Below are 23,456 nucleotides of genomic sequence, written 5' to 3'. Positions count from 1 at the left end.
GCCCCTACACCAGCAACCAGGAACGAACCGAAGCGCTCCCCGACTTCCTGCACGCCTACAACTACCATCGCTGCCACACCGCACTCGGAGGCCAACCCCCGATCACGCGTGTCAACAATCCTGCGGGTCAATACAGCTAGCTCTTGATGCGGTTGGTGAGTTCGGTGACCTGGTTGTAGATCGAGCGCCGCTCGGCCATCAGCGACCGGATCTTGCGGTCGGCGTGCATCACCGTGGTGTGGTCGCGACCGCCGAACTGCGCGCCGATCTTCGGCAGCGAGAGGTCGGTGAGCTCCCGGCACAGGTACATCGCGATCTGACGGGCCGTCACCAGTACGCGGCTGCGGGAGGATCCGCAGAGGTCGTCCACACCCAGCCCGAAGTAGGCGGCGGTCTGCTGCATGATGACCTGCGCGGTGATCTCCGGCCCCGCGTCCTCGTCGCCGCCCGGGATCAGGTCCTTGAGGACGATGCCGGCCAGCTCCAGGTCGACCGGCGCCCGGTTGAGGTTGGCGAAGGCGGTGACCCGGATCAACGCGCCCTCCAACTCCCGGATGTTCCGGGTGATCCGGGACGCGATGAACTCCAACACGTCCGCGGGGGCGTTCAGTTGCTCCTGGATCGCCTTCTTGCGCAGGATCGCGATGCGGGTCTCCAGCTCCGGCGGGGTGACGTCGGTGATCAGCCCCCACTCGAAGCGGTTGCGGAGCCGGTCCTCCAGCGTGGTCAGCAACTTGGGCGGCCGGTCGGAGGAGAGGACGATCTGCTTGTTGGCGTTGTGCAGGGTGTTGAAGGTGTGGAAGAACTCCTCCTGCGTGGACTCCTTGCTCGCCAGGAACTGCACGTCGTCCACGAGCAGGATGTCCATGTCCCGGTACCGCTTGCGGAAGGTGTCCGCCTTGCCGTCCCGGATCGAGTTGATGAACTCGTTGGTGAACTCCTCCGAGGACACGTAGCGCACCCGGGTGCCCGGGAAGAGGCTGCGGGAGTAGTGCCCGATGGCGTGCAGCAGGTGGGTCTTGCCCAGTCCGGACTCGCCGTAGATGAAGAGCGGGTTGTACGCCTTGGCCGGAGCCTCGGCGACGGCCACCGCGGCCGCGTGCGCGAACCGGTTGCTCGCGCCGATGACGAAGGTGTCGAAGAGGTACTTGGGGTTCAGCCGGGCGGCCGGCTCGTCCTTGCGGGAGCCCCCGGCCGGGGGACCGCCGGGCGGGGCCGGCACCCCGGGCACCGCCTGGCGGTCGGTGGCGCGCTCGGCGCCGCGGTCGGTCGGGGCCTTCTCCGCCGAGCGTCCGCCGGGCGGCCGGCCCGTGGGGGCGCGGCGGCCGGAGCCGGTCCGCGGGTGCTCGCCGGGGCCGGGGCCGTACGCGCCGCCGAACAGGTCGCCCTGCGTGGTCGAGGGCGGCCCGGGCACGGCGGGGCGGGGCGAGGGGCGCTGGGACTCCGCCTGGCGGTAGTCGTCCCGGTAGTCCTCGCGGTACTCCGGGGACGGCTCGGGGTAGCCGGAGCGCCCCTGGTCCTCGTCCCAGTCCTGCTGCCGGGACGGCACGCCGTACCCGCCCCCGGCCCCGCCGCCGTACGAGGGCGCCGGGTGCTCGGGGTAGCCGCCGCCGTACTGGTCGTGGCCGTACTGGTCGCGGCCGTGGTCCGACTCGTAGGGGCGCTCGTACGCGGGCCGTCCGTAGTCGGCGCCGCCGGTCTGCGGGGGGTACGGCTCGGAGGCCGGCGGCTCGGCCGGCACGGGGAAGGGGGCCACGGCGTTGGCGTCGACCATCACGGCGATCCGGACCGGACGGCTGAGCTCGCGGCTGAGGGCCTCGGTCAGCTGCGGGAGCAGCCGACCCTCCAGCACCTGCTTGGCCCGCTCGTTGGGGGTCGCCAGCAGGGCGGTGTCGTGCATCATCCACATCGGTTGGGTGCGCTGCACCCACTGCTTGTCCATCTCCCCGACGTCCGGGTCGCCGACCAGCCGCTCGACGACCCTTGCCCAGACAGGGACGAGGTCGCTGTTGACATCAGCCACTGGTGCACGCTTTCTCGGTTCCCCGCGGCTCCAGCAGGGGTGGTGGATCAAGGATCTGTGGATCGTGGTCCGTTACCGAAGAACAAACCAGACAAGTCCTGCAACGGTAGTCAGCGAACAGAGCCGGATCAAGTCGTTGTCCACAGGCTGTGGGCAAAGGGCGGGGCGGACGCCCCGGGAGGGGCGCGGACAAGCGGCTGGTTTGACCCTCGTGCCCCGTCCCGCGTACCGTAACCAGGTCGAGTTGTCGATGGCCGCTGCCGCATGTCCGCGGGTCCACCCGCTCCATAAGGCGCGCAGCACGGGCGCCGTGGATTGCCCAGAACCCCAGCCGAACTGGGGTGATGGGCCGGATTTCCGAATCAGGGGAGATCACGCGGACGCACGGTGACGGCCAAGCGATCTACCCGTCATCCTACGATTCACCTCAGGAGCCCCCGAGTGAGCAAGCGCACCTTCCAGCCGAACAACCGTCGTCGCGCCAAGACCCACGGCTTCCGGCTGCGTATGCGTACCCGCGCCGGCCGCGCCATCCTGGCTGCCCGCCGTGGCAAGGGCCGCACCAGCCTGTCCGCCTGATCCGCACCAGAGTCTGTTGTGCTGCCCTCCGAGAATCGGCTGCGGCGGCGCCAGGACTTCGCGACCGCAGTCAAACGCGGTCGCCGGGCCGGTAGGCCCCTACTGGTCGTCCATCTCGCCAGAGAGGACGCCCAGGGGGGCCGGACCGACCGGGCCAGCGACTCCCACCCGCACGTCGCCGAGGGGACCCCTTCGGCGCGTGCGGGTTTCGTCGTGAGCAAGGCCGTTGGCCCGGCGGTCATCCGCAACCTGGTCAAGCGCCGGCTGCGCCACCTTGTGCGTGATCGTCTGTCCCGGCTGCCCGCCGGTAGCCTGATAGTGGTGCGTGCGCTGCCCCAAGCCGCGTCCGCCTCGTACCAGGAGCTCGAACGCGACCTGGACGCGGCGCTCAAACGGCTGCTCAAGGCCGAGCACGTCGTTGCGGCGCCGACGGGAGCAGGGCGATGAAGTACCTGCTGATGGGTTTGATCAGGGTCTACCAGTGGACCATCAGCCCACTGCTCGGTCCGGTCTGCCGCTACTACCCCTCCTGCTCGCACTACGGCTACGAGGCCGTGAAGGTGCACGGGGCGGTGAAGGGCGGCGGCCTGACCGCGTGGCGCATCCTGCGTTGCAATCCGTGGACGCCCGGTGGGGTCGACCATGTTCCGCCGCGCAGGCACCCGGTATGGCACCGCCGGTTGCGCGACCTGCTGAAGAGCCGGTCCGCCGCAGACCAGCCGGTGATCATGCCCCCCGCCGGTCCGGACCCAGAGGGCCCGGCGACCATTGGCCCCGTGGGGCCAATCCCAATGTCCAAGGAGCCTGACCGGTGACCTTCTCCTTCCTCAACCCCCTGTACACAGCGGTGTCCTGGATCATCGTCCAGTTCCACTCGCTGTACAGCCACGTTTTCGATCCGAACGGTGGCTGGGCCTGGGGTCTGGCCATCGCCTCGATGGTGGTCGTCATCCGGATCTGCCTGATCCCGCTCTTCGTGAAGCAGATCAAGGCGACCCGGGCCATGCAGGCGATCCAGCCGAAGATGAAGGCCATCCAGGAGCGGTACAAGAACGACCGCCAGCGCCAGTCCGAAGAGATGATGAAGCTGTACAAGGAGGCGGGTACCAACCCGTTCTCCAGCTGCCTTCCCATCCTCGTGCAGGCGCCGTTCTTCACCGCGCTCTACGGCGTGCTCGCCAAGGTCGCCGACGGCAAGCCGATCGGGGTCATCGACGGCACCCTGCTCGACAGCGCCCAGCAGGCCCACATCTTCGGTGCCCCGCTCTCGGCCACCTTCGTGGGCAGCCCCGAGGTCAGCGTCAAGATCGTCGTCGCAGTGATGATCATCCTGATGTCGCTGTCGCAGTTCGTCACCCAGCGCCAGCTGATGACGAAGAACATGGACCTCACGGTCAAGACGCCGTTCATGCAGCAGCAGAAGATGCTGATGTACGTCTTCCCGATCATGTTCGCCGTGATGGGCATCAACTTCCCCGTCGGTGTGCTCGTCTACTGGCTGACCACCAACGTCTGGTCGATGGGCCAGCAGCTGATCGTCATCCGGAACAACCCGACGCCGGGCAGCAAGGCCTGGGACGAGCGCCAGGACCGCCTCAAGAAGGCGGGCCGGCTGAACCCGGACGGCTCGGTCATCACCGGTCCGCTGTGGGGCCTCCTGCCGGCCAAGAAGTCCGCCGCGACCGCCGACGCCGTGGTCGAGGAGTCGGTGCAGGTACGCCGCCAGCAGCCGCGGAAGCAGACCAAGTCGCAGCGCCAGCACGGTGCCCCGACGACCAGCCTCACCAAGGACGCCCCCGCGGAGACGCCGGCGCAGGAGCCCTCGGACGCCGCCCCGGCGGACACGCCGCCGGCCGCTGCCAAGCAGACCGCGGCCCGGCCCGCCGGCGCCAGGTCGGGCCCCGCCCGGCAGCAGCCGAAGCGCGGCGGCGGCGGGCAGCGGCCGAAGAAGAAGTCCTGACCCGTCCGGCCCCGGCCTGTTCCAGTGGCCCCCCGAACCTCGTTACCGGCCCACCACCCGGGCCCATCTCCGAAGGAGTCCATCAGTGACGGAAGGCACCACCTCCGCCGTCGAGGCCGAGGCCGTCGCCAGCACCGACGAGAACGTCGTCGCCCGGCTGGAGCAGGAGGGCGACATCGCGGCGGACTACCTGGAGGGTCTGCTCGACATCGCCGACCTCGACGGTGACATCGACATGGACGTCGAGGGCGATCGCGCCCTGGTCTCCATCGTCGGCGAAGGCAACGACCGTTCCCTGCAGCGTCTGGTCGGCCAGGACGGCGAGGTGCTGGAGGCACTGCAGGAGCTGACCCGGTTGGCCGTCCACCGGGAGACCGGCGAGCGCAGCCGCCTGATGCTGGACATCGCCGGGTTCCGGGCCCGCAAGCGCGAGGAGCTGGCAGAGCTCGGGGCCAAGGCCGCGGAGCAGGTGAAGGGCTCGGGGGAGCAGGTCAAGCTGCGTCCCATGACGCCGTTCGAGCGCAAGGTCGTCCACGACGCGGTCGCCGCGGCAGGTCTGCGCAGCGAGTCCGAGGGCGAGGAGCCCCAGCGGTGCGTGGTCGTGCTGCCGGTCTGACCGGCAGGTCGACGACCGGCTGCCTCGGCGGCCGGCACGCTTCAGAGGACTCGACCCCGTCCGCCGTGCGCGGACGGGGTCGTCGTCCCTTCGCGGGGCGTTGGTCCGGCGAAAGATGTTTCACGTGAAACGGTGTGCGGAGAGCGGGTCGGTGGATCCGGGGAGCGGAGAGGTCGAGATGGACACGGAGAGCGCGGCTGCCGGCGGGCCGGAGACGGGTGCCGGAGTGCCGGGTGCCGAGGGCACGGCCGCCGGGGATCGTCCGGCCCCCGCGGCGCCGCCCGCGCCGCCGGCCGTGGCCCGGGAGGTCTTCGGCGAGCGGTACGACGCCGCGGTCCGCTACACCGAGCTGCTGGCCAGTGCGGGCGTCACCCGTGGGCTGATCGGCCCGCGGGAGGTGCCCCGGCTCTGGGACCGCCACGTACTGAACTGCGCCGTCCTCGCCGAGCTGCTGCCGGGCGGGACGACGCTCTGCGACGTCGGCTCCGGCGCCGGCCTGCCGGGCATCCCGGTGGCGCTCGCCCGTCCGGACGTCTCGGTGACGCTGCTGGAGCCGCTGCTGCGCCGGACCACCTTCCTGGAGGAGGTCGTCCGTGAGCTGGGCCTGGAGAACGTCACGGTGCTGCGCGGCAGGGCCGAGGAGATGGTCGGCAAGCTCGCGGTGGACGTGGTGACCGCCCGGGCGGTCGCTCCGCTGGAGCGGCTGGCGGGCTGGGGCCTGCCGCTGCTCCGCCCGCACGGCCAGATGCTGGCGCTCAAGGGCGACAGCGCCGAGCAGGAGCTGGCGGACTCGCGGGCCGGCCTGGCCAAGCTGGGCGCGGTCGAGTGGTCGGTGATCTCGGTCGGTGAGGGCACCCTGGAGACCTCGACCCGGGTGGTCCAGGTCAAGGCGGGGGAGAGCCCCGGTGGCGTGCGGGCGGCGACCCGTCGGGCCAAGGCGGCGGCCAGGGCCGGCCGTGCCGGCGCCGGTGCGGCGCGTACCGGTGAGCGGCCCCGGGGCGGTCGGCGCCGGAGCCGCTGACCCCGGAGTGACGCTCGACACGGGCGGGTGGCCACCGGCCGCCCGCCCGTTCGGCTTCCCGGTGACGGCCGGGCGGCCGACAGGAGACTGTCGGAACACCGGAGTGTCGCACCGTCAGAAATCCGACATTGCGGGCATGGTGTTTCACGTGAAACGTCGCTCTCTCCTCTCGGGAATCCTCTCTCGCAGCCGGGCGGCGACTGTTGCCGCTCCGGTTTCACGTGAAACACTGACCCCCATGCAGGACTCGGAGACCATCGACCAGATCGATGACACGCCCATCGCGCGTGCTGCCCAGGCTGCGGTCCAGGCCATCGGCCGGGCGGGGGAGGGTCTGCCCAGGCCCGCCGCCACCCGGGTGATGGTGGTGGCCAACCAGAAGGGCGGGGTCGGCAAGACCACGACCACGGTCAACCTCGCCGCCGCACTGGCCATGCACGGCCTGCGCGTCCTGGTCGTCGACCTCGACCCGCAGGGCAACGCCTCCACCGCGCTCGGCATCGACCACCACGCCGAGGTGCCGTCGATCTACGACGTCCTGGTGGAGGGCAAGCCGCTGGCCGACGTGGTGCAGCCGGTGGTCGACGTGGAGGGGCTGTTCTGCGTCCCCGCCACCATCGACCTCGCCGGTGCGGAGATCGAGCTGGTCTCGCTGGTGGCCCGCGAGAGCCGGCTCCAGCGCGCCATCGCCGCGTACGAGCAGCCGCTGGACTACATCCTGATCGACTGCCCGCCCTCGCTGGGCCTGCTGACGGTCAACGCCATGGTGGCCGGCCAGGAGGTGCTGATCCCGATCCAGTGCGAGTACTACGCGCTGGAGGGCCTCGGTCAGCTGCTGCGCAACGTCGAGCTGGTCCGGGCGCACCTCAACCCGGTGCTGCACGTCTCCACCATCCTGCTCACCATGTACGACGCCCGGACCAGGCTGGCCGCCCAGGTGGCCGAGGAGGTCCGGACGCACTTCCCGCAGGAGGTGCTGCACACCGCCATCCCGCGCTCGGTCCGTGTCTCGGAGGCGCCCAGCTACGGTCAGACGGTGCTCACCTACGATCCGGGCTCCACCGGCGCGCTCTCCTACCTGGAGGCGGCCCGGGAGCTCGCGCTGCGGGCGGTGTCCGCAGCGGGCAACGGCTCGTTGGTGGGGCAGCAGCGGGACCGCGAACAGCACACCCGACCGGGGCAGGATGCCCCGATGGCACAGCACGGCACGACGGAGGGCAATCGGTGAGTGGTCGCAGGGGTCTGGGACGAGGGCTTGAGGCGCTGATCCGCACCGCCGCGCCGGCGGACGGTGGGGCGGCGCAGCCCGGGGCGATCCCGCCCGCACCGGCCCCGGTGGCGGCCCCCGGGGCCGCCGCGCCGGCCGCGGTGCCGGTCCTGCCGACCAGCCGTGGCACGGTGGCGGCCAAGGCGGCGGTGGAGAGCCGGCGCGAGCTGGCCGACGGGGAGCGCGCCGACGCCGCTGCCGGGCCGGCCCAGCCGGTCGGCGCCTACTTCGCCGAGCTGCCGCTGGACGCGATCACCCGCAACCCGCGCCAGCCGCGCGAGGTCTTCGACGAGGACAAGCTGGCCGAGCTGATCACCTCCATCAAGGAGGTGGGCCTGCTCCAGCCGGTCGTGGTGCGGCAGGTGTCGCCCGAGCGCTTCGAGCTCATCATGGGCGAGCGGCGCTGGCGGGCCTCCCGGGAGGCCGGGCTGGAGCTGATCCCGGCGATCGTCCGGGCCACCGAGGACGACAAGCTGCTGCTGGACGCGCTGCTGGAGAACCTCCACCGGGCGGAGCTGAACGCGCTGGAGGAGGCCGCGGCCTACGACCAGCTGCTGCGGGACTTCTCCTGCACCCACGACGAGCTGGCGGACCGGATCGGTCGCTCGCGCTCGCACGTCTCCAACACGCTGCGGCTGCTGAAGCTCTCGCCGGGAGTCCAGCGGAGGGTGGCGGCCGGGACGCTGACGGCCGGGCACGCCCGCGCGCTGCTCGGCGTGGCGGATCCCGAGCAGCAGGAGGAGCTGGCCAGGCGGATCATCGCGGAGGGGCTCTCGGTGCGGACCACCGAGGAACTCGTCGTGCTGATGAGCGGGCAGGAGCCGAGGCCCAAGCGCTCGGCCGGGCCCAAGGCGGGCAAGCTGCTCTCACCGGCCTTCAACGACCTCGCGAGCCGGCTCTCCGACCGGTTCGACACCCGGGTCAAGGTCGAGGTCTCGCAGCGCGGCGGAAAGCTGGGCAAGGGCAAGGTCGTCCTGGAGTTCGGCTCGGTGGAGGACCTGAACCGGATCCTGGACAGCCTGGCACCGGGCGAGGACGGCTTGCGACTCTCGCAGGGCTGAGCCGCACCGAAGCGGCACACGATGGGTGCATGGTTCACGTGAGCGCTGTTTCACGTGAAACATGCACCCATCGGCGTTCGGGGGAATGCTCGACTGTGGAGTGGACGAGGAGGTGCGGGGCATGGGACGCCGGATCGTTCCGCTGACACTGGACAACCTCGCGGACCTGCCGACGACCTGCCGGTCCTGCGTGTTCTGGGAGCTGGACCCGGTCAGTGGGCGGGCGGCGGTCGAGTCCGGCAAGCCGGAGCTGGAGAAGGAGGGGTGGATCTCCGCCGTCCTGCTGGAGTGGGGCTCCTGCGGCCGGATCGTCTACGTGGACGACCAGCCCGCCGGGTTCGTGCTCTACGCCCCGCCCGCCTACGTCCCGCGCTCGCAGTCCTTCCCGACCAGCCCGGTCTCCTCGGACGCCGTCCAGCTGATGGTCAGCCGCGTGCTGCCGGGCTACCAGCGGCAGGGAATCGGGCGGGTGCTGGTGCAGACGGTGGCCAAGGACCTGCTGGGGCGGGGGTTCCGGGCGATCGAGGCGTTCGGCGCGGTGGGGCGGCAGCCGGTCAGCTGCGTGCTGCCGGCCGAGCACCTGCTGGCGGTGGGCTTCAAGACCGTCCGGCCGCACTTCCGGTACCCGCGGCTGCGGCTGGAGGCGCGGGCCACGCTCTCCTGGCGGGGGGACGTCGAGGGCGCGCTGGAGCGGTTGCTGGGCGGGCGGAAGGAGCCTGCGCTTCGGCCGTTCTGAGCGGCACGGCGACGCGCCGGTACGGCGGCCCGGAGGCGTCTCTCGTGCGGGAGCGGGCGGACGACGCAGGGACACGACGAGGGCGGGGCTCCCCTCCGTGGGGGAACCCCGCCCTCGTGGCGTCCGGTGGAGCGGGACCTAGATGAGGCCGTCCAGCTCCCGCAGCAGCGCGGCCTTCGGACGGGCACCGGTGATCTGCTTCACCGGCTCGCCGCCCTTGTAGAGGATCAGGGTCGGGATCGAGATGACGCCGTACTGTGCGGCGGTCTCCTGGTTGGCGTCGACATCGAGCTTGGCGATGGTCAGCTTGTCGGCGTTCTCTGCGGCGATCTCGTCGAGGATCGGGGCGACCTGGCGGCACGGGCCGCACCAGGTGGCCCAGAAGTCGACCAGGACGGGCTTGTCGCTGTCCAGGACATCGGCCTTGAACGTCGCGTCGGTGACGGTGGTGGTGGCGCCGGCCACGGGAACTCCTCGGGATCGAACGGAGGGGGCTGCTGCCAGGAGAACAACGGGCGGGCCCGTTCTGTTTCCTGCCTGGCCTGAGCCGGGCTTCTGGAAGCTGGGGTGTTTCACGTGAAACACCCCCGCGAGGGCTGTTCGGTGTGCGGGGCTCAGACCGCGACGGCGGCGGCCTGGGTCTCCAGGTCGGCCAGCGACGCCAGGTAGCGCTCGGCGTCCAGCGCGGCGGAGCAGCCGGTGCCGGAGGCGGTGATCGCCTGGCGGTAGGTGTGGTCGACGACGTCGCCGGCCGCGAAGACGCCCGGGACGTTGGTCCGGGTGGAGGGGGCGTCGACCTTGAGGTAGCCCTCGGCGTCGAGCTCCAGCTGGCCCTTGAAGAGGTCGGTGCGCGGGTCGTGGCCGATCGCGATGAAGAGGCCGGTGACCGGCAGCTCCCGGGTCTCGCCGGTGGTGGTGTCGCGCAGGGTGACGCCGGTCAGCTTCGGGTCGCCGTGGATGGACTCGACCGCGCTGTCCCACTCGAAGCTGATCTTCTCGTCGGCGAAGGCGCGCTCCTGCATCGCCTTGGAGGCGCGCAGGCTGTCGCGGCGGTGGATGACCTTCACGCTGCGGGCGAAGCGGGAGAGGAAGGTCGCCTCCTCCAGCGCGGTGTCGCCGCCGCCGACCACCGCGATGTCCTGGTCGCGGAAGAAGAAGCCGTCACAGGTGGCACACCAGGACACGCCGCGCCCGGAGAGCTTGTCCTCGTTCGGCAGACCGAGCTTGCGGTGCTGGGAACCGGTGGTGACGATCACGGCGCGGGCCTTGTGGACGTTGCCCTCGGAGTCGGTGACGGTCTTGACGTCGCCGGTGAGGTCGACCGAGACGATGTCGTCCGGGATCAGCTCGGCGCCGAACCGCTCGGCCTGCGCCCGCATGTTGTCCATCAGCTCGGGGCCCATGATGCCGTCCCGGAAGCCGGGGAAGTTCTCGACCTCGGTGGTGTTCATCAGGGCACCACCGGCGGTGACGGCGCCCTCGAAGACCAGGGGCTTGAGGGCAGCCCGGGCCGTGTAGAGCGCAGCCGTGTAGCCGGCCGGGCCGGAACCGATGATGATCACGTTACGGACGTCGCTCACTGCATCTCCTGGTTCGCATCGCGACCCGCGTTTGCTGCGGGGAGGGCGGTCCTGCTCCGCCGCCCGGGACAACGACTGACCAGTGTCTCGCATTCCCAGGCGGATCAGTACCAGCCGCCCGCACTGTGGGAGTGTCGGACGGGCCGGAGCGTGGATCGCACGGGAACCACCGGTCAGCGGGAGGGAACCACGCGGTGCAGCAGGACCGGACCGCATCCGGGTGCGCGGAGGTACACGTCGACCTGGTCCGTCCGGCCGGGCAGTCCGTAGACGAGGACCTCGGCGGGCGTGCCCCCGTAGCTGCCCAGGTCGGTCGCCAGCAGCGGGCCGGTGGCGGGGGCCGGGCAGGTCGGGGTGGAGCGTCCGCCGCCGGTCAGGCCCTGGGTGTCGGCGGGCGGTACGGCGGTCGCGCCGGAGGCCTCGGGCGGCCGTGACGGCTTGACGGGAGTGCCGGGCGTGTCGGGCGTGTCGGCGGGCGGTGCGGCGGTCCCGGTGCCGCTCCCTCGGCCGGCGAGCAGCAGTTGGACCTGTGCGGCGAGCAGTTCGTCGCGGTAGGCCGTCCCGCCGCCGTGGTCCGGGTCGGCGCCCCCGGTGTCCTCCTTGGTGCCCGGGACGGCGGGGCTGCCGGGGAGGACGTGGCCGGCGGCGGGGCTGCCGGCCGAGACCGTGCTGGTGTCCTGGAGCTTCCGGTCGGCCCCGGCGGTCAGGGCCAGGAAGGTGCCGCCGAGGCCGACCGCGAGCAGTGCGGCGGCCGAACCGAGCAGCAGGGCGGCGCGCCGGCGCCGGGTGCGGGGACGTCCGGGGCCGGTGGTCGCGCCCGGGTGCCCGGCCGGCACCCTGGAGGGGGTCTCGGCCGGTGTTCCCGGGGTCGGGGTGGCGTGGGGGGGCCGGGGCGCCGCGGTGTCCTTCCCGGGGCCCCGGAGGGCGTTCCCGGGGGTGCGGTGGGCAGCCGCCGACTCGTCCTTGGCGACTGCGGACTCGTCCTGCTCGGCCGCGGCAGCGGCGAGGGCGGCGTCGATCCGGGCGGCGACGTCGGCGGGCACGGGCGGGGCTTCGGCCGCGCCGAGCAGCGTCCGCACCTCGGAGAGTGCGTCGGCGGTCTCACGGCACTCGGCGCAGTCGGCCAGGTGCCGGCGGAGCGCCCCGGCCGCGTCGGCGGGCTCGACCAGTCCCTCGGCGAGGTCGGCCAGCTCGTCGACCGAGGGGTGCGGTCCGGTGGCGGGTGCGGGGTCGGGGGAGGAGAGGGGTGCGGTCATCGCGTGCTCGCATCTCCTTCCAGAATCGGCCGGGCGGTGTCCGGGGCTGTCCCTGTGACGGTCCGCGGGCCGGGTGGGTTCCCGGACGGACCGCTCGCGGCGGGCGGCTCCTGCGCCCGTGCCGGTGGCCCCGCGTCGGCCGGGGCGGGTGCGGACGCCGGCCCCCGGGCGGGCGGTGTTTCACGTGAAACACCGGCGGCCTCCTCGCGGAGGTGGCGGACCAGCGGCAGCAGCCGGGCCCGGCCCCGGGCACAGCGGCTCTTCACCGTCCCGACCGGCACCCCGAGCAGTTCCGCGGCCTCGGCGACCGGGTAGCCCTGCATGTCGACCAGGACCAGGGCCGCCCGTTGTTCGGCGGGCAGCTCGGCGAGCGCGGCGGTCACCTCGCGGTGCACCTCGGCGCGGACCACCGGGGAGTCGGCCGGCTCGGACGAGCCCACCAGCGCGTCCAGCCGCCGGGGGTCGTCGTCGAGCGGCTTGGTGCGGCGGCCGGCCGCCCGGCGGGCGCGGTCCAGACAGGCGTTCACCACGATCCGGTGCAGCCAGGTGGTGACGGCCGAGCGGCCCTGGAACGTGTGGGCGGCGCGGAACGCGGACACCAGGGCGTCCTGCAGGGCGTCGGCGGCCTCCTCGCGGTCGCCGAGGGTGCGCAGGGCGACCGCCCAGAGCCGGTCTCGGTGGCGGTTCACCAACAGGCCGAAGGCCTCCCGGTCGCCGCCGACGTGCCGGGCGAGGAGCGCCGCGTCGTCGTCGGTCCGCTCCGGTCCGTCGTCCGCCACTGCCACCCCTCGCCGTCCGTGCCCCGCCGCCGTCCCCGCCGCTGCCGCCGTCCCGGGTCGGCTCAGCCGGAGACCCGGACCTCCGCGACGTGGCCGCGGTACTTCCCGTCCGAATCCTTCGACAGGCCGGTCAGCCAGATCAAGAGGTAGCGGGTGGTGACCGGGTTGTCCAGGTTGTACTCGACCGCGGTGCCGGCCTTCTTGCCCGCGACCGTGAAGTCCCCGGGCTTGGCGGCCATCGGGTCGCCGGTGACCCCCGGTCCGGGGATCCGCAGCTCGGCCGTGGTGGCGGTGCCGAACTGCACGTTCACCGACGAGACCGGCTGCTGCGTACCGAGGTCGAGGAGCAGGCCGATGCCCTCCTTGGCCGGCGGCTTGGGACCGAACGGGTCGTTGTACCAGCCGCTGGTCCACTCGGTGTCGGGCTTGCCGTCGATGGCGTTGGGGAGGGAGTCCTTGCCCTGCGGGGACGTGCCCAGCGGGTTGTAGTCGAACGCCTCCTTGACCGGGATCGGCACCGGCGTGCGCGGGGCCGCGTGGGTGGTGGGGGAGGCGGAGGTGTTGCTGGGCTGGGGGGCCGCGACGGCGGGGCCGGTGCCGCGCAGGTTGTCCACCAGCTGCCAGGAGGCGACGCCGATGGCGCCGAGCGCGACCGTCCACGCCGTCACCTTGACCACCCGGCGCAGCCGCCGCCCGGTGCGCCGCGCCGGGGCGGCCGCCATCGGGGTCGGCCCCGTGCCGGGGGCCGCCACCACCCGGGTCGGGTTGGGCGCGGTGGGCAGCGCGTGGGTGTTGTGCCGCGGCGGGGCGGCGAAGACCGGCAGTTCGGGCTCGGGCTGGCGGATGCGCGGCATCAGCGCGATCGCCTTGGCGAGCTCCTCGGGGGTGGCGATCGGCTCGGCGTGGTGCGGCGGGTGGTCGAACAGGGCACGGGCGGCCAGTTCGGAGAGGCCCTTGTGGACCCCGGCCCGGACCTGGGCCGGCGGCACGTCGCGGAGGTTCCTCGGGAGCCCCTGGAGGTCGTAGCGGTCCTCCGGGAACGGCCAGCGGTGGGTGAGCGCGGCGTACAGCAGCGCGCCGATGGCCCGGGTGTCGGCCCGCTCGGCGTCCTGGGCGGTGCCGTCGACGGGCAGGCCGCGCAGGGCCGCGTCCACCGCGATGCCGTTGATCCGGTACTGGCCGCTGTCGGTGCGCAGGACGCAGCGCGGCGTGAGCCGCAGGTGCGCCTGGCCGCGCCGGTGGGCGGCGGCGACGGCATCGGTGACCTGGCGGACCATCTGGTAGGCCTCGTGCGGCTCCATCGGTCCGTCGGCGAGCAGCTTGGCGAGGTCGGAGGCGTGCGGCAGCCACTCGCGCACGACGTAGACCAGCTCGCCCTCCTGGACGGCGTCCAGGACCTGGACGAAGCGCGGGTCGTTGAGCAGGGCGGCCGACTTGGCGGCGGCCAGCACCTTGCGGGACCGCTGGTGGCCGGAGGCCATCAGGTGGACGCCGACGTCGCGGCGCAGCTTCTCGTCGACCGCGCGCCAGCTGCTGAAGGTCTCGGTCGAGGAGATGCACTCCTCCAGCCGGTACCGGTGGCCGATCATGTCGCCGCTGTGCCGCAGCGGGGCGGGCAGGGTCTGCGGCAGGGTGGCGGTGTCCCGGGGGTCGTGGGTGGGCTGCGGGTCCTGGGGCGGGCGCCCGGGGGGCCGGCGGGTGGTCGCCCCGGCGGCGGCCCGGCGGCGGGCCTCGGCGGCGCGTGCGGCTCCGGAGGCAAGCTCTGCGGCGATCTCGGAGGCCGACAGCGGGGCGGTGGTCTCCGAGGTCTCCTCGCTCCCTGCGGGGGAGCCGCTTCCGGCGGGGGTGACGCCCGGCGAACCGGCGTCGGAGGGCTCGGCGTCGGAGGGCTCGGCGTCGGAAGGCTCGGTGCCGGAGGGCTCGGTGCCGGAGTGCTCGGTGTCCGGGGCGTCGGCCCCGGGGGAGTCGGTCTCCGGGGAGTCCCGTCCGTCGTCGTCGGCCGTGGTGGCCCGGGCCGTGCCTTCGGCGAGTTCGTCGATCGCCGCGGCCAGTGCGGCCTCGTCCGCCGCTCCGTCCGTCGTTGACGTGTCGACGACCGCCTTGGTGCCATCAGCCACCGTGGTCCTGCCTCCCCTTTGTCGCCCCGGGCCTGAGTGAGTCTTTGGTGCTCGCGGCCAGTGGCCCCGGTGCTCCAGGACAATTGTGCCCACTCTTCTCCACCGGGTACGACCGCTGAAAGGTCCGCGTGGTTGCGCGACGGTGGAGAGATGTGGTGCAGATCCGGCGTCGGGCCGCTCTGCCGGCCCCGGGATGACCCGGGGCCGGCAGAGCGGCCCGACGCCCGCCCCGACGGGGCGGAGATTCCGGTCCGTCCGGTTGACGCCCGGTCAGGGCGTCCGCCGGTCCGGCCGGTCGGTACGTACGGTCGGTCAGCGGCCGAGTCGGCCGCGCACCATGCCCAGCATGGCGTTCAGCTCCTCGATCCGCAGCCGCTTCGCGATGAGCACGAAGACGGCCAGCTGGAGCCCGCCGGCCACGACGACGGTGAGAATACTGCCGATCCAGCCGTCGAGCACCTGCTGGACCGCCAGGCTCGCGCCGATGCCGACCAGGGCACCCGGAACGCAGGCCGCCGTCAGGCGGGTGTAGGTCCGGCTGATCCGCTTGGTGTCCAGGCCGCCGATCTTCTTCTTCAGCTTGGGCACCGCCACCATCACCCCGATGGCGTAGGCGAGGCCGTAGCCGAACGCCATGCCGACCACCGTCCATTCGGAGGGCAGGGCGAACCAGCAGACCAGCGAGAAGCCGGCCTGGCAGACCGCCACCCAGACGGTGTTGGAGAACGGGGTGCGGGTGTCCTCGTAGGCGTAGAAGCCGCGCAGCATCACGTACTGCGCCGAGTACGGGATCAGGCCGAGGGCGAACGCGGAGAGCATCAGCCCCACGTTGGTCGCGCTGTCCAGCGCGGCCTCGCCGCCGCCCACCGCGTAGATCGCCCGGCCGATCGCCGGGCCCAGGGCCAGGAAGAGGAAGGCACCGGGGACGACCGCCACCGCCGTGGTGCGCAGCCCGTACGAGATGTCGTCGCGGACGGCGCCGGCGTCCTCGTCGGCGGCCGCGCGGGAGAGCCGGGGGAGCACCGCGCTCATGATCGAGACGGTGATCACGGCCTGCGGGAGCTGCCAGATCAACAGGGCGTTGGAGAACGCGGCGAGACCGACGCCGTTGTGGCCGCCCTTCTCGGCGGCGCTGCCGGCGGCGGTGGCCAGCTGGGTGATGACCAGGTAGCCGGCCTGGTTGGCGAGGACGAAGAAGAACGTCCACTTGGCCAGCCGGGCGGCCTTGCCCAGGCCGTGACCGCGCCAGTCGAAGCGCGGCCGGAAGGAGAAGTCGGCCGCCCGCAGGTACGGGATCATCGCCAGCGCCTGGACGACCAGGCCGACCAGGGTGCCGATGCCGAGCAGCCGGACGCCCTCGGGGCTGATCGTCTCCGGGGTGACGTGGGTGGTGCCGAATCCGCCGTAGACCCAGAGGTAGGCGCCGAAGGTGAAGATGACCACGACGTTGTTGAGGACCGGTGTCCACATCATCGCGCCGAACCGGCCGCGTGCGTTGAGGACCTGTCCCATCACCACGTGGATGCCCATGAAGAAGATGGTCGGCAGGCAGTACCGGGCCATGGCCACGGTGGTGTCGGCGCGGGCCGGGTTCTCCATCATCGGGTGCGAGATGAGCTGGACCAGCAGCGGTGCGCCGGCCACGGCCAGCAGGACCACCGCGCCGAGCCCGACCATCACCAGGGTGAGCAGCCGGCTGGCGTAGGCGGTGCCGCCGTCCGCGTCGTTCTTCATGCTGCGGACCAGCTGGGGCACGAAGACGGCGTTGAGCGCGCCGCCGCCGATCAGGATGTACAGCAGGGTCGGCAGGGTGTACGCGGCGTTGTACGAGTCACCCATCACGCCGACGCCGATCGCGGCCGTGATGACCATGGTGCGGACGAAGCCGGTGCCGCGGGAGACGAGGGTGCCGGCCGCCATGATCGCGCTGGAGTTCAGCAGCGAGGCGACCTTGCCGCCGCCGGCCGCCGGGGCGGGAGCGGGGGGCGCGGTGCCCGCGCGCTCCTCGGCGACGATGTCCTCCAGCGGTTCCACCGCGGGCGGCAGCTGGACCGCCGCCACCTGCATGGTGGCCTCCGCCTCGGAGAGCGGCGGGTCGAACTCGATCGGCGGCACGAACGGGCGCGGCCCGTCGGGTCCGTTCCCGTGGCCGTGGCCGTGACCGTAGCCGTGCGGCGCCTGCGGTGCCTGCGGAGCGTGGGGTGCCTGCGGTGCCTGCCCCGGGTACGCGCCGGCCGGGGGGTACGGCGCGGGCGGGGCGAACGGGCCGGGTGCGGCGGGCGGCGCGGCCGCCGGCCGGCCCGGGGGGTACGGGTGGGCCGGGGACGGCCGGGCCGGCGGGCGGGGCGCCTCCGCGGTCGCCTGGTTGCCGCCGAACAGCGCGTCCACCCCGACGTACTCGGTGGACTCGGAGTCCCAGGTCGAGTGCGCCGGGCCGGGCTGCCACTGCGGCTGCCCGCCCCAGGCACCCGGAGCCGGTGCGGCGGGCGCGGCCGGTCCGGGCTGCTGCTGCTCCCAGCCCTGCCGGCCGTCCTGGGCCGGGGTGTCCCAGCCGGGCTGCACCGGCGGGACGGGGGCGGTGAACGGCGCCGGCGGCACCGGCGTCGGGTAGTCGCCGCCCTGCGGCGGGAGCTGCGGCGGCACGTCGTACGCCGCGGCCTGCTGCTGCGGCGCGGCGGGGCGGGCGGCCCGCAGGCCGTACGGGTCCGGGTCGCCCTGCCGGTCCTGGTACGCGTCGGCCGCGTACGGGTCCTGGGCATAGGTGTCGGCCACGTACCAGTCGCCGGAGGGCGACTCGGCGCCCGGACGGCCCTCACCGCGGCCCGGAGGCCGCTCATCGCTGCGCCCGGTCATGTCACCTCTTCGCTGTCGTGGGGGAGGCCGCCCCGGAGTCGGGCGGTATGGGCGGTGTCAAGGACCAACCTTCTCATCACTGGTGGCCTGATCCCGGCCATCTGCGGTGCTGCCGCGCGGTGTCTGCGCGGCTCCTCCACGTTCGGGGTGTTCCGGGTGTTCCGGCCGCGTCGCGCGTTCCGGGGGCACCGCGGGCCCGGAGCCCTCCGGCCGCCCGGTCCCCCGGCCGGCGTCGCCCGCCGGGCCGCCGGCCGCCGTGCCGTCCGCCGGAGCCGGGGCGAGCGGGGCGTCGCCGACGGGCTCGTCGCCGTCGTCGCCGTCGGCCGTCCGCCGCTTGCGCTGGCGGACGAACCGCAGCGCGGCCAGCAGGAGCAGCACGAGTCCGCCGCCGAAGACGTACAGCACGCCGTTGGTCACCGAGGTGACCTCCACGGTGAACTGCACCGGATCACCGTACGGCTGCGGGTTCGGCCCGGTGGTGAACAGCTGGGCGGTCATGCTGACCGGCCCGTTGTTGTGCGCCTCGGCCGGGAACCGCAGGGTGACGCTCTGCGAGGCCGGCAGCACCAGCTCCTCGGCCGGCACCTCGACCCTGAGCCGGTTGGGCTGGGCCGGGACCAGCACCAGCTTGAGGTTGGTGACCGTCTGGGTCAGGTCGTTGCGGACGCTGACCTGCAGCACACCGGTGTCCCCGGCGAAGGTGATGACCCGCTTCGGCGGCACCTTCACCGCGTCGGTCAGTTCCTTGAGGTAGAGGCCCACGCCCTTCCGGTAGACGCCGCCGGCCGAGCCCTCCGAGCGCCACTGGGTGGACAGCGAGCGGACCATGGCCGCACTGAACGGCCCGCGGACCCGCTGCGGCAGGGTCAGCACCCGCATCAGCGTGTCCAGGTTCGCCTGGATCCGCGTGGTGTCGGTCAGGTCGACGGCGGGCAGCTCCGAGTCCCGGGTCCGGGCCGGGTAGTCCCCGGGCGCCGGGACGGTCGTGTTGGCCCTCGGGTCCGGCGTGAGCTGGGCGAGCACGTCCAGCTTGACCGGGTCGACCCACTTGCCCTCGACGGCGGCCTGGAGCGCGCCGGCCAGCACCTTGGCGTTCGTGGCGGTCAGGTCGCGCGGGGGCATCACCAGCAGGCCGCGCGGGTTCTGCGGCTCCTGCCGGGCGATCACGAAGGTCTCGGAGAGGAACCGCTGGACCGCCCGGGTCTGCTCCTGCGGAGTGACCAGGTCGGTCGCGAAGAGCGCCGAGATCTCCTCGTCGGCGACCAGTGCGGTCTGTCCGTTGCCCATCGGACGCGCGGCGGACGGCGTGTACTTCAGCGCGTCGGACTCGGGCATGCTCGCGCCGTTCACCAGCACCAGGCCGGCGCCGGCCCGCTGGGCGACGGCCGCGATCCGCTGGTCCAGGTAGCCCTGGTAGGGCCAGGCCACGTCGGCGCGGGTGTCCACCGAGAGCCGGCCCTCGACGGTCAGCCGGCCGGCCGTGGCCGCCTTGCCGAGCGCGGTGTCGATGCCGTCCAGCTCGGCGGCGTTGTGCGCGATCGAGGCGAGGTCGGGGTCGGCGTACGGCAGCGCCACCACCTGGCTGCCCGGCTTGGCGACGGCGGCCCGCAGCTTCTCCAGCCAGGCCGTGGCAGCGGCCGTGCCCGTGCCGGGGACGGTGTTGTCCTCCTTGGCCGCGTTGCCCGCGGTGCCGGGCTTCTGCACCCGGTACGGCCGGGTCATCGCGAACGCGGTGTCCAGCAGGTCCGGGTCCACCACCCAGGTCAGCCCCGGCAGCGTGGAGCCCGTCTCGACCAGCGCGTACAGCCGGCCGCCGGGCGCGAACTCGGTGGCCAGGCTGTCGTCGCGCAGCACCGACATGGTCTGGTCGTTGTCGGAGAGGGTCTGCGCGGCCAGCACCGGCGCGTGCACCAGCGGCCACAGGGTGGTGACCTTCGACGGCTGCGCCTCGGTCGACACCGGGTCGTAGGGCAGGAAGGTGCGGGCGATGCCCAGCGGGCGGTCGCGCTGGTTGTCGGCGGTCGAGCCCCAGACGTCCACCGCGAGCTCGTACACGCCCTCCGCGGAGAGCTGCAGGTCGGTCACCGCGACGCTCAGCGTGTACGGCTGGCTCTGGCCCGGGCCGAGCTCGTTCAGCGCGTACTGCGGGCTGTCCAGGGAGATGCCGTCCGTCCGCTCCGGGGTGGTCCGGGCGGCCACCGAGGCCAGCTCGCTGCGGGTGGTGAGCGGCTTGCTCGGCCAGGGCTTGCGGACCGCCGCGTGGGCCGACTTGAGCACCGACCTACCGCCGTTGGTGACGTGCCCGGCGATCGTCACGGTGCCGTTCAGGGCGGCCACCGGCTTGTTCACCGACTCGATGGTCATCACCACCGGGTACTCGGCGGAGACCGTGGACTCCGAGGCCGCGTGCGAGCCGCCGGCCGGGCGCGCGGTCGCCGGGGTGCCCGGAAGCACCGGGACGAGCACCAGCGTGGCGCCGAGTGCGGCGGCCAGCCGTCTGGCGGTCCGGACCGCCAGACCCGGACCCGTGCTCCTGGCTCGCTCGCTTCGCTCGCTCATGCGCCCACCTCGCTGCGCTCGGCGGTCGCTTCGCGAAACGCGCCCTCACCTTTGGCTCGCTCGCTCCGCTCGCTCACGCGCTTCGCCCTCGCCGTTCTCGATCGCTCGCTGCTTGATGCCGTGCTGCCCTGCTGCTGCGGCTGTCCCGCCGGCCGTAGGGGGCAGCCGTGGGGATCAGCCGTGAAGAAAATGGCGGTCGTCCGTCGTCCGGTCGGCGTTCCGGCATGCCGCACCGCGGCCCGTCACCGGTGCCCGAGACTCGTTCCACCGGCATGGTAACGATGTGGCGGGGGGTGCGGTGTTGCGGGCCTCGGGGTGAGGCCACGGAAACGCGCGGGCGGCGGGGCCCTCGGGCCACGTACCCTTGTGAGCCGTGTCCACTGCCAATGAGCCCACCGCCCACCAGTCCGGCGTCCATCATTCCAGCACCGCCGTGCAGGCCGTTCCCGGCCTGAGCGAGGCGCAGACCCTCGGCCTGCAGGAACTGCTGCGGGTCTCCCCGGTCGCCGACGAGATCGCCCGCCGGTTCCAGGCGGCCGGTCACCGGCTCGCGCTGGTCGGCGGCTCGGTACGCGACGCGCTGCTCGGCCGGCTCGGCAACGACCTCGACTTCACCACCGACGCCCGCCCGCACGAGGTCCTCAAGCTGGTCCGGGGCTGGGCCGACGCGGTCTGGGACGTCGGCATCGCCTTCGGTACGGTCGGCGCCCGCAAGGACACCCCGGAGGGGTCCTTCCTGATCGAGATCACCACGTACCGCTCGGAGGCGTACGACCGGACCTCCCGCAAGCCCGAGGTGACCTTCGGCGACACCATCGAGGAGGACCTGGTCCGCCGCGACTTCACGGTCAACGCGATGGCCGTGGACCTGCCCGGCCGCGGCTTCGTCGACCCGCACCGGGGTCTGGACGACCTGGAGGCCCGGGTGCTGCGCACCCCGGCCACTCCCGAGGAGTCCTTCTCCGACGACCCGCTGCGGATGATGCGGGCGGCCCGCTTCGCGGCCCAGCTGGACTTCGACCCGGCCCCCGAGGTGATCGCGGCGATGACCGCGATGGCCGAGCGGATCACCATCGTCTCCGCGGAGCGGGTCCAGGCCGAGCTGAACAAGCTGCTGCTCTCCGACCGGCCGGTGAAGGGCCTCCGGCTGCTGGTCGACACCGGGCTGGCCGACCACGTGCTGCCCGAGCTGCCGGCCCTGCGGCTGGAGCGCGACGAGCACCACCGGCACAAGGACGTCTACGAGCACTCGCTGACCGTGCTGGAGCAGGCCATCGACCTGGAGCAGGACGGCCCGGACCTCACCCTGCGGCTGGCCGCGGTGCTGCACGACGTCGGCAAGCCGCGCACCCGCCGGTTCGAGTCGGACGGTCGGGTCTCCTTCCACCACCACGAGGTGGTCGGCGCCAAGATGACCCGCAAGCGGATGCGCGACCTGAAGTACTCGAAGGAGCTCACCGAGGAGGTCTCGCGCCTGGTGGAGCTGCACCTGCGGTTCCACGGCTACGGCGGCGGCGAGTGGACCGACTCGGCGGTGCGCCGGTACGTCGCCGACGCCGGTCCGCTGCTGGAGCGGCTGCACAAGCTGACCCGCTCCGACTGCACCACCCGGAACCGGAAGAAGGCGGCCGCGCTCTCCCGCACCTACGACGGCCTGGAGACGCGGATCGGCGAGCTGAAGGCCCGCGAGGAGCTGGACGCCGTCCGTCCGGCGCTGGACGGCAACCAGATCATGGAGCTGCTCGGCCTGAAGCCCGGCCCCGCGGTCGGCAAGGCGTACAAGCACATGCTGGAGCTCCGGCTGGAGCACGGGCCGATGGAGCACGACGAGGCGGTCGCCGCGCTGCGCGCCTGGTGGGACGCGCAGCAGGACGCCGGCGCGTAGTCCGGAAGGCGATGCCCGGAAGGCGGTAACCAGGGGGCGTGGCCCGGTGGGGGTGGCCCGGAAGGTTCCGGGCCACCCCCACCTCGGTACCCGGGGGTCAGAGCTTCTTCAGGCAGAGGACGAAGCTGAGCGCGGATGAGGTGGACTCGCGGGTGTAGGTGCTGTCGGACCCGGTGACGTTCTCGCAGGCCTTGTCACCGTCGCTGGTGGCGTAGACCTTCTTCAGCACCTTGTACTGGGCCCGTGTGTCGGTGCACGGGAGCATGGTGATCCGCGGGTTGGAGTCGTGGGTGGCCGAGGTGCCGTTCTCGTTGCGCAGGCAGTCGCCGGCCTTGGCGTAGTCGATGTCGCTCGCGACCTTGGAGGTGGCCGGCGCGGTGGGCGTCGGCAGCGTCACGGTCGGGGCCGGGGCGGGCGGCAGCGAGAAGGACGGCGGGAACGTCGGGGTCGGGATGACCACCGCCGTCGGCGAGGGCAGCGTCAGCGGGGGGTAGTCGTACCGGTCGCGGTCGTGCCGGCTGCCGAGGAACGCCCCGGTGGCCGTCAGGACGATCAGGGTGCCGATCGAGAGCACCGGCAGCAGCAGCATCAGCATGTGCGGCCGCTTGGTCAGCGGGACGCCCGGGTCGAGCTGCGGGCCGTGGGTGCCGGGTACCGGCGGCGGCAGGTCCTTGATCTTGTTGTGGGCCGCCAGGTTCCGCAGCAGCGTGACCACCGTGAAGATCCCGGAGAGATAGCTCCACCAGCCCTGCACCAGGGTGCGGGCGGACATGTCGCGGACCACCGCGGTGCCGCAGGTGCGGCAGAACGGTCCCGGCTGCTTCAGGAACCGCATCACGATGATGATGCCCTGGTGGCCCCGGACGGTGGTGTCGACGGCCGGGAAGCCGCCGCAGAACCGGCAGACCGGGCCGCCCTGCGGCGCGTACCCGTAGGCGGGACCGGGCTGCGGGCCGTGGGCGCCCGGGTAGCCGTAGCCGGCGGCCGGGGGCGGCGGCGCGGGGTAGCCGTAGCCGGGCGGGGGCGGGGTGCCCGGCGGCGGGGCCTGCTGCCCGGCGTAGGGGTTGCCGGCGTACGGGTTGGAACCGTCGGCGGGCGGCGGTGCGCCGTACGGCATCTGGGGCGGAACGGACATCGGGATCCCCCGGAATGGTCTGAGGTGGC

19 protein-coding genes and 1 pseudogene are annotated in these 23,456 nt (G+C 72.9%); 11 read left to right on the top strand and 9 right to left on the bottom strand.

Annotated features, from left to right (window positions below; all coding sequences use genetic code 11):
* Positions 1–140: pseudogene (locus PUR56_RS08105) on the top strand (IS481 family transposase); the annotation flags it as partial.
* Here PUR56_RS08105 and dnaA read toward each other — a convergent pair.
* Positions 137–2,023, bottom strand: coding sequence for a chromosomal replication initiator protein DnaA (gene dnaA, locus PUR56_RS08100; RefSeq protein ID WP_329948390.1), 1,887 nt, complete (start codon positions 2,021–2,023; stop codon positions 137–139). The pseudogene PUR56_RS08105 and the gene dnaA overlap by 4 nt on opposite strands.
* A 441-nt stretch (positions 2,024–2,464) precedes the next feature.
* Here dnaA and rpmH point away from each other — a divergent pair, with 441 nt between their 5' ends.
* From rpmH to PUR56_RS08055, 9 genes are all read left to right on the top strand, one after another.
* Entirely contained in the window at positions 2,465–2,602 is a 138-nt protein-coding gene (gene rpmH / locus PUR56_RS08095) for a 50S ribosomal protein L34 (RefSeq protein WP_030392420.1), read from the top strand.
* Between the two features lie 18 nt (positions 2,603–2,620).
* Positions 2,621–3,049: a ribonuclease P protein component gene (gene rnpA, locus PUR56_RS08090; protein ID WP_329948389.1), complete on the top strand. Its 429-nt coding sequence runs from the start codon at positions 2,621–2,623 to the stop codon at positions 3,047–3,049.
* Entirely contained in the window at positions 3,046–3,417 is a 372-nt protein-coding gene (yidD, locus tag PUR56_RS08085) for a membrane protein insertion efficiency factor YidD (protein WP_329884805.1), read from the top strand. The genes rnpA and yidD overlap by 4 nt, the downstream gene beginning before the upstream one ends.
* Entirely contained in the window at positions 3,414–4,562 is a 1,149-nt protein-coding gene (gene yidC, locus PUR56_RS08080) for a membrane protein insertase YidC (RefSeq protein ID WP_329884806.1), read from the top strand. Before yidD ends, yidC begins: the two co-directional genes overlap by 4 nt.
* Positions 4,563–4,647: 85 nt before the next feature.
* Positions 4,648–5,178, top strand: a complete 531-nt coding sequence (locus PUR56_RS08075) for a Jag family protein (RefSeq protein ID WP_329884807.1) — start codon at positions 4,648–4,650, stop codon at positions 5,176–5,178.
* 178 nt (positions 5,179–5,356) lie between these two features.
* Positions 5,357–6,199 carry a 16S rRNA (guanine(527)-N(7))-methyltransferase RsmG gene (gene rsmG, locus PUR56_RS08070; RefSeq protein WP_329884808.1) on the top strand — a complete coding sequence of 281 codons (843 nt, stop codon included), beginning with the start codon at positions 5,357–5,359 and terminating at the stop codon, positions 6,197–6,199.
* A 238-nt stretch (positions 6,200–6,437) separates the two neighbouring features.
* Positions 6,438–7,427, top strand: a complete 990-nt coding sequence (locus PUR56_RS08065; RefSeq protein ID WP_329884809.1) for a ParA family protein — start codon at positions 6,438–6,440, stop codon at positions 7,425–7,427.
* On the top strand, positions 7,424–8,527 hold the full coding sequence (locus tag PUR56_RS08060) for a ParB/RepB/Spo0J family partition protein (protein ID WP_329948388.1): 1,104 nt from the start codon (positions 7,424–7,426) through the stop codon (positions 8,525–8,527). The genes PUR56_RS08065 and PUR56_RS08060 overlap by 4 nt, the downstream gene beginning before the upstream one ends.
* A gap of 121 nt (positions 8,528–8,648) precedes the next feature.
* Positions 8,649–9,263 (top strand): GNAT family N-acetyltransferase, encoded by a 615-nt coding sequence (locus PUR56_RS08055; RefSeq protein ID WP_329884811.1) that lies wholly within the window; start codon positions 8,649–8,651, stop codon positions 9,261–9,263.
* 138 nt (positions 9,264–9,401) lie between these two features.
* On the opposite strand, the gene trxA is transcribed toward PUR56_RS08055, so the two are convergent.
* The 7 genes from trxA to PUR56_RS08020 form a co-directional block, all read right to left on the bottom strand.
* Positions 9,402–9,728: a thioredoxin gene (gene trxA, locus PUR56_RS08050; protein WP_329884812.1), complete on the bottom strand. Its 327-nt coding sequence runs from the start codon at positions 9,726–9,728 to the stop codon at positions 9,402–9,404.
* Between the two features lie 149 nt (positions 9,729–9,877).
* Complete coding sequence (gene trxB / locus PUR56_RS08045; RefSeq protein WP_329884813.1) at positions 9,878–10,843, bottom strand: thioredoxin-disulfide reductase; 966 nt, start codon at positions 10,841–10,843, stop codon at positions 9,878–9,880.
* A 173-nt stretch (positions 10,844–11,016) separates the two neighbouring features.
* The gene (locus PUR56_RS08040; protein ID WP_329948387.1) at positions 11,017–12,099 is read right to left on the bottom strand and encodes an anti-sigma factor family protein; all 1,083 of its coding nucleotides are present in this window, start codon (positions 12,097–12,099) and stop codon (positions 11,017–11,019) included.
* Positions 12,096–12,884, bottom strand: a complete 789-nt coding sequence (gene sigM / locus PUR56_RS08035) for an RNA polymerase sigma factor SigM (protein ID WP_443034456.1) — start codon at positions 12,882–12,884, stop codon at positions 12,096–12,098. Before sigM ends, PUR56_RS08040 begins: the two co-directional genes overlap by 4 nt.
* 56 nt (positions 12,885–12,940) lie before the next feature.
* Positions 12,941–14,995, bottom strand: coding sequence for a serine/threonine protein kinase (locus PUR56_RS08030; protein ID WP_329948385.1), 2,055 nt, complete (start codon positions 14,993–14,995; stop codon positions 12,941–12,943).
* 312 nt (positions 14,996–15,307) lie between these two features.
* The gene (gene murJ / locus PUR56_RS08025) at positions 15,308–17,848 is read right to left on the bottom strand and encodes a murein biosynthesis integral membrane protein MurJ (RefSeq protein WP_329948384.1); all 2,541 of its coding nucleotides are present in this window, start codon (positions 17,846–17,848) and stop codon (positions 15,308–15,310) included.
* Between the two features lie 57 nt (positions 17,849–17,905).
* Positions 17,906–20,407 carry a DUF6049 family protein gene (locus tag PUR56_RS08020; RefSeq protein ID WP_329948383.1) on the bottom strand — a complete coding sequence of 834 codons (2,502 nt, stop codon included), beginning with the start codon at positions 20,405–20,407 and terminating at the stop codon, positions 17,906–17,908.
* Between the two features lie 433 nt (positions 20,408–20,840).
* Here PUR56_RS08020 and PUR56_RS08015 point away from each other — a divergent pair, with 433 nt between their 5' ends.
* Positions 20,841–22,292, top strand: coding sequence for a CCA tRNA nucleotidyltransferase (locus tag PUR56_RS08015; protein WP_380362640.1), 1,452 nt, complete (start codon positions 20,841–20,843; stop codon positions 22,290–22,292).
* 97 nt (positions 22,293–22,389) lie between these two features.
* Here the strand turns inward: PUR56_RS08015 and PUR56_RS08010 are convergent, their stop codons facing one another.
* A complete protein-coding gene (locus PUR56_RS08010) occupies positions 22,390–23,427 on the bottom strand; it encodes an LppU/SCO3897 family protein (protein WP_329948382.1) in 1,038 nt (345 codons plus the stop codon).
* Between the last annotated feature and the right edge of the window lie 29 nt (positions 23,428–23,456).

The sequence above is a fragment of the Streptomyces sp. BE303 genome (genome assembly GCF_036290945.1).
Classification (GTDB): domain Bacteria; phylum Actinomycetota; class Actinomycetes; order Streptomycetales; family Streptomycetaceae; genus Kitasatospora.
The sequence above is the reverse complement of the archived record's forward strand: the minus strand, read 5'-3'. Positions and strand labels throughout refer to the sequence as shown.

Bases quoted from the DNA above. Each gene is read 5' to 3' on its own strand.
- yidD (WP_329884805.1), top strand. From the start codon at position 3,046: ATGAAGTACCTGCTGATGGGTTTGATCAGGGTCTACCAGTGGACCATC.
- rsmG (WP_329884808.1), top strand. From the start codon at position 5,357: ATGGACACGGAGAGCGCGGCTGCCGGCGGGCCGGAGACGGGTGCCGGA.
- PUR56_RS08065 (WP_329884809.1), top strand. From the start codon at position 6,438: ATGCAGGACTCGGAGACCATCGACCAGATCGATGACACGCCCATCGCG.
- PUR56_RS08055 (WP_329884811.1), top strand. From the start codon at position 8,649: ATGGGACGCCGGATCGTTCCGCTGACACTGGACAACCTCGCGGACCTG.
- PUR56_RS08040 (WP_329948387.1), bottom strand. From the start codon at position 12,099: ATGACCGCACCCCTCTCCTCCCCCGACCCCGCACCCGCCACCGGACCG.
- murJ (WP_329948384.1), bottom strand. From the start codon at position 17,848: ATGACCGGGCGCAGCGATGAGCGGCCTCCGGGCCGCGGTGAGGGCCGT.
- PUR56_RS08020 (WP_329948383.1), bottom strand. From the start codon at position 20,407: ATGAGCGAGCGAAGCGAGCGAGCCAGGAGCACGGGTCCGGGTCTGGCG.
- PUR56_RS08010 (WP_329948382.1), bottom strand. From the start codon at position 23,427: ATGTCCGTTCCGCCCCAGATGCCGTACGGCGCACCGCCGCCCGCCGAC.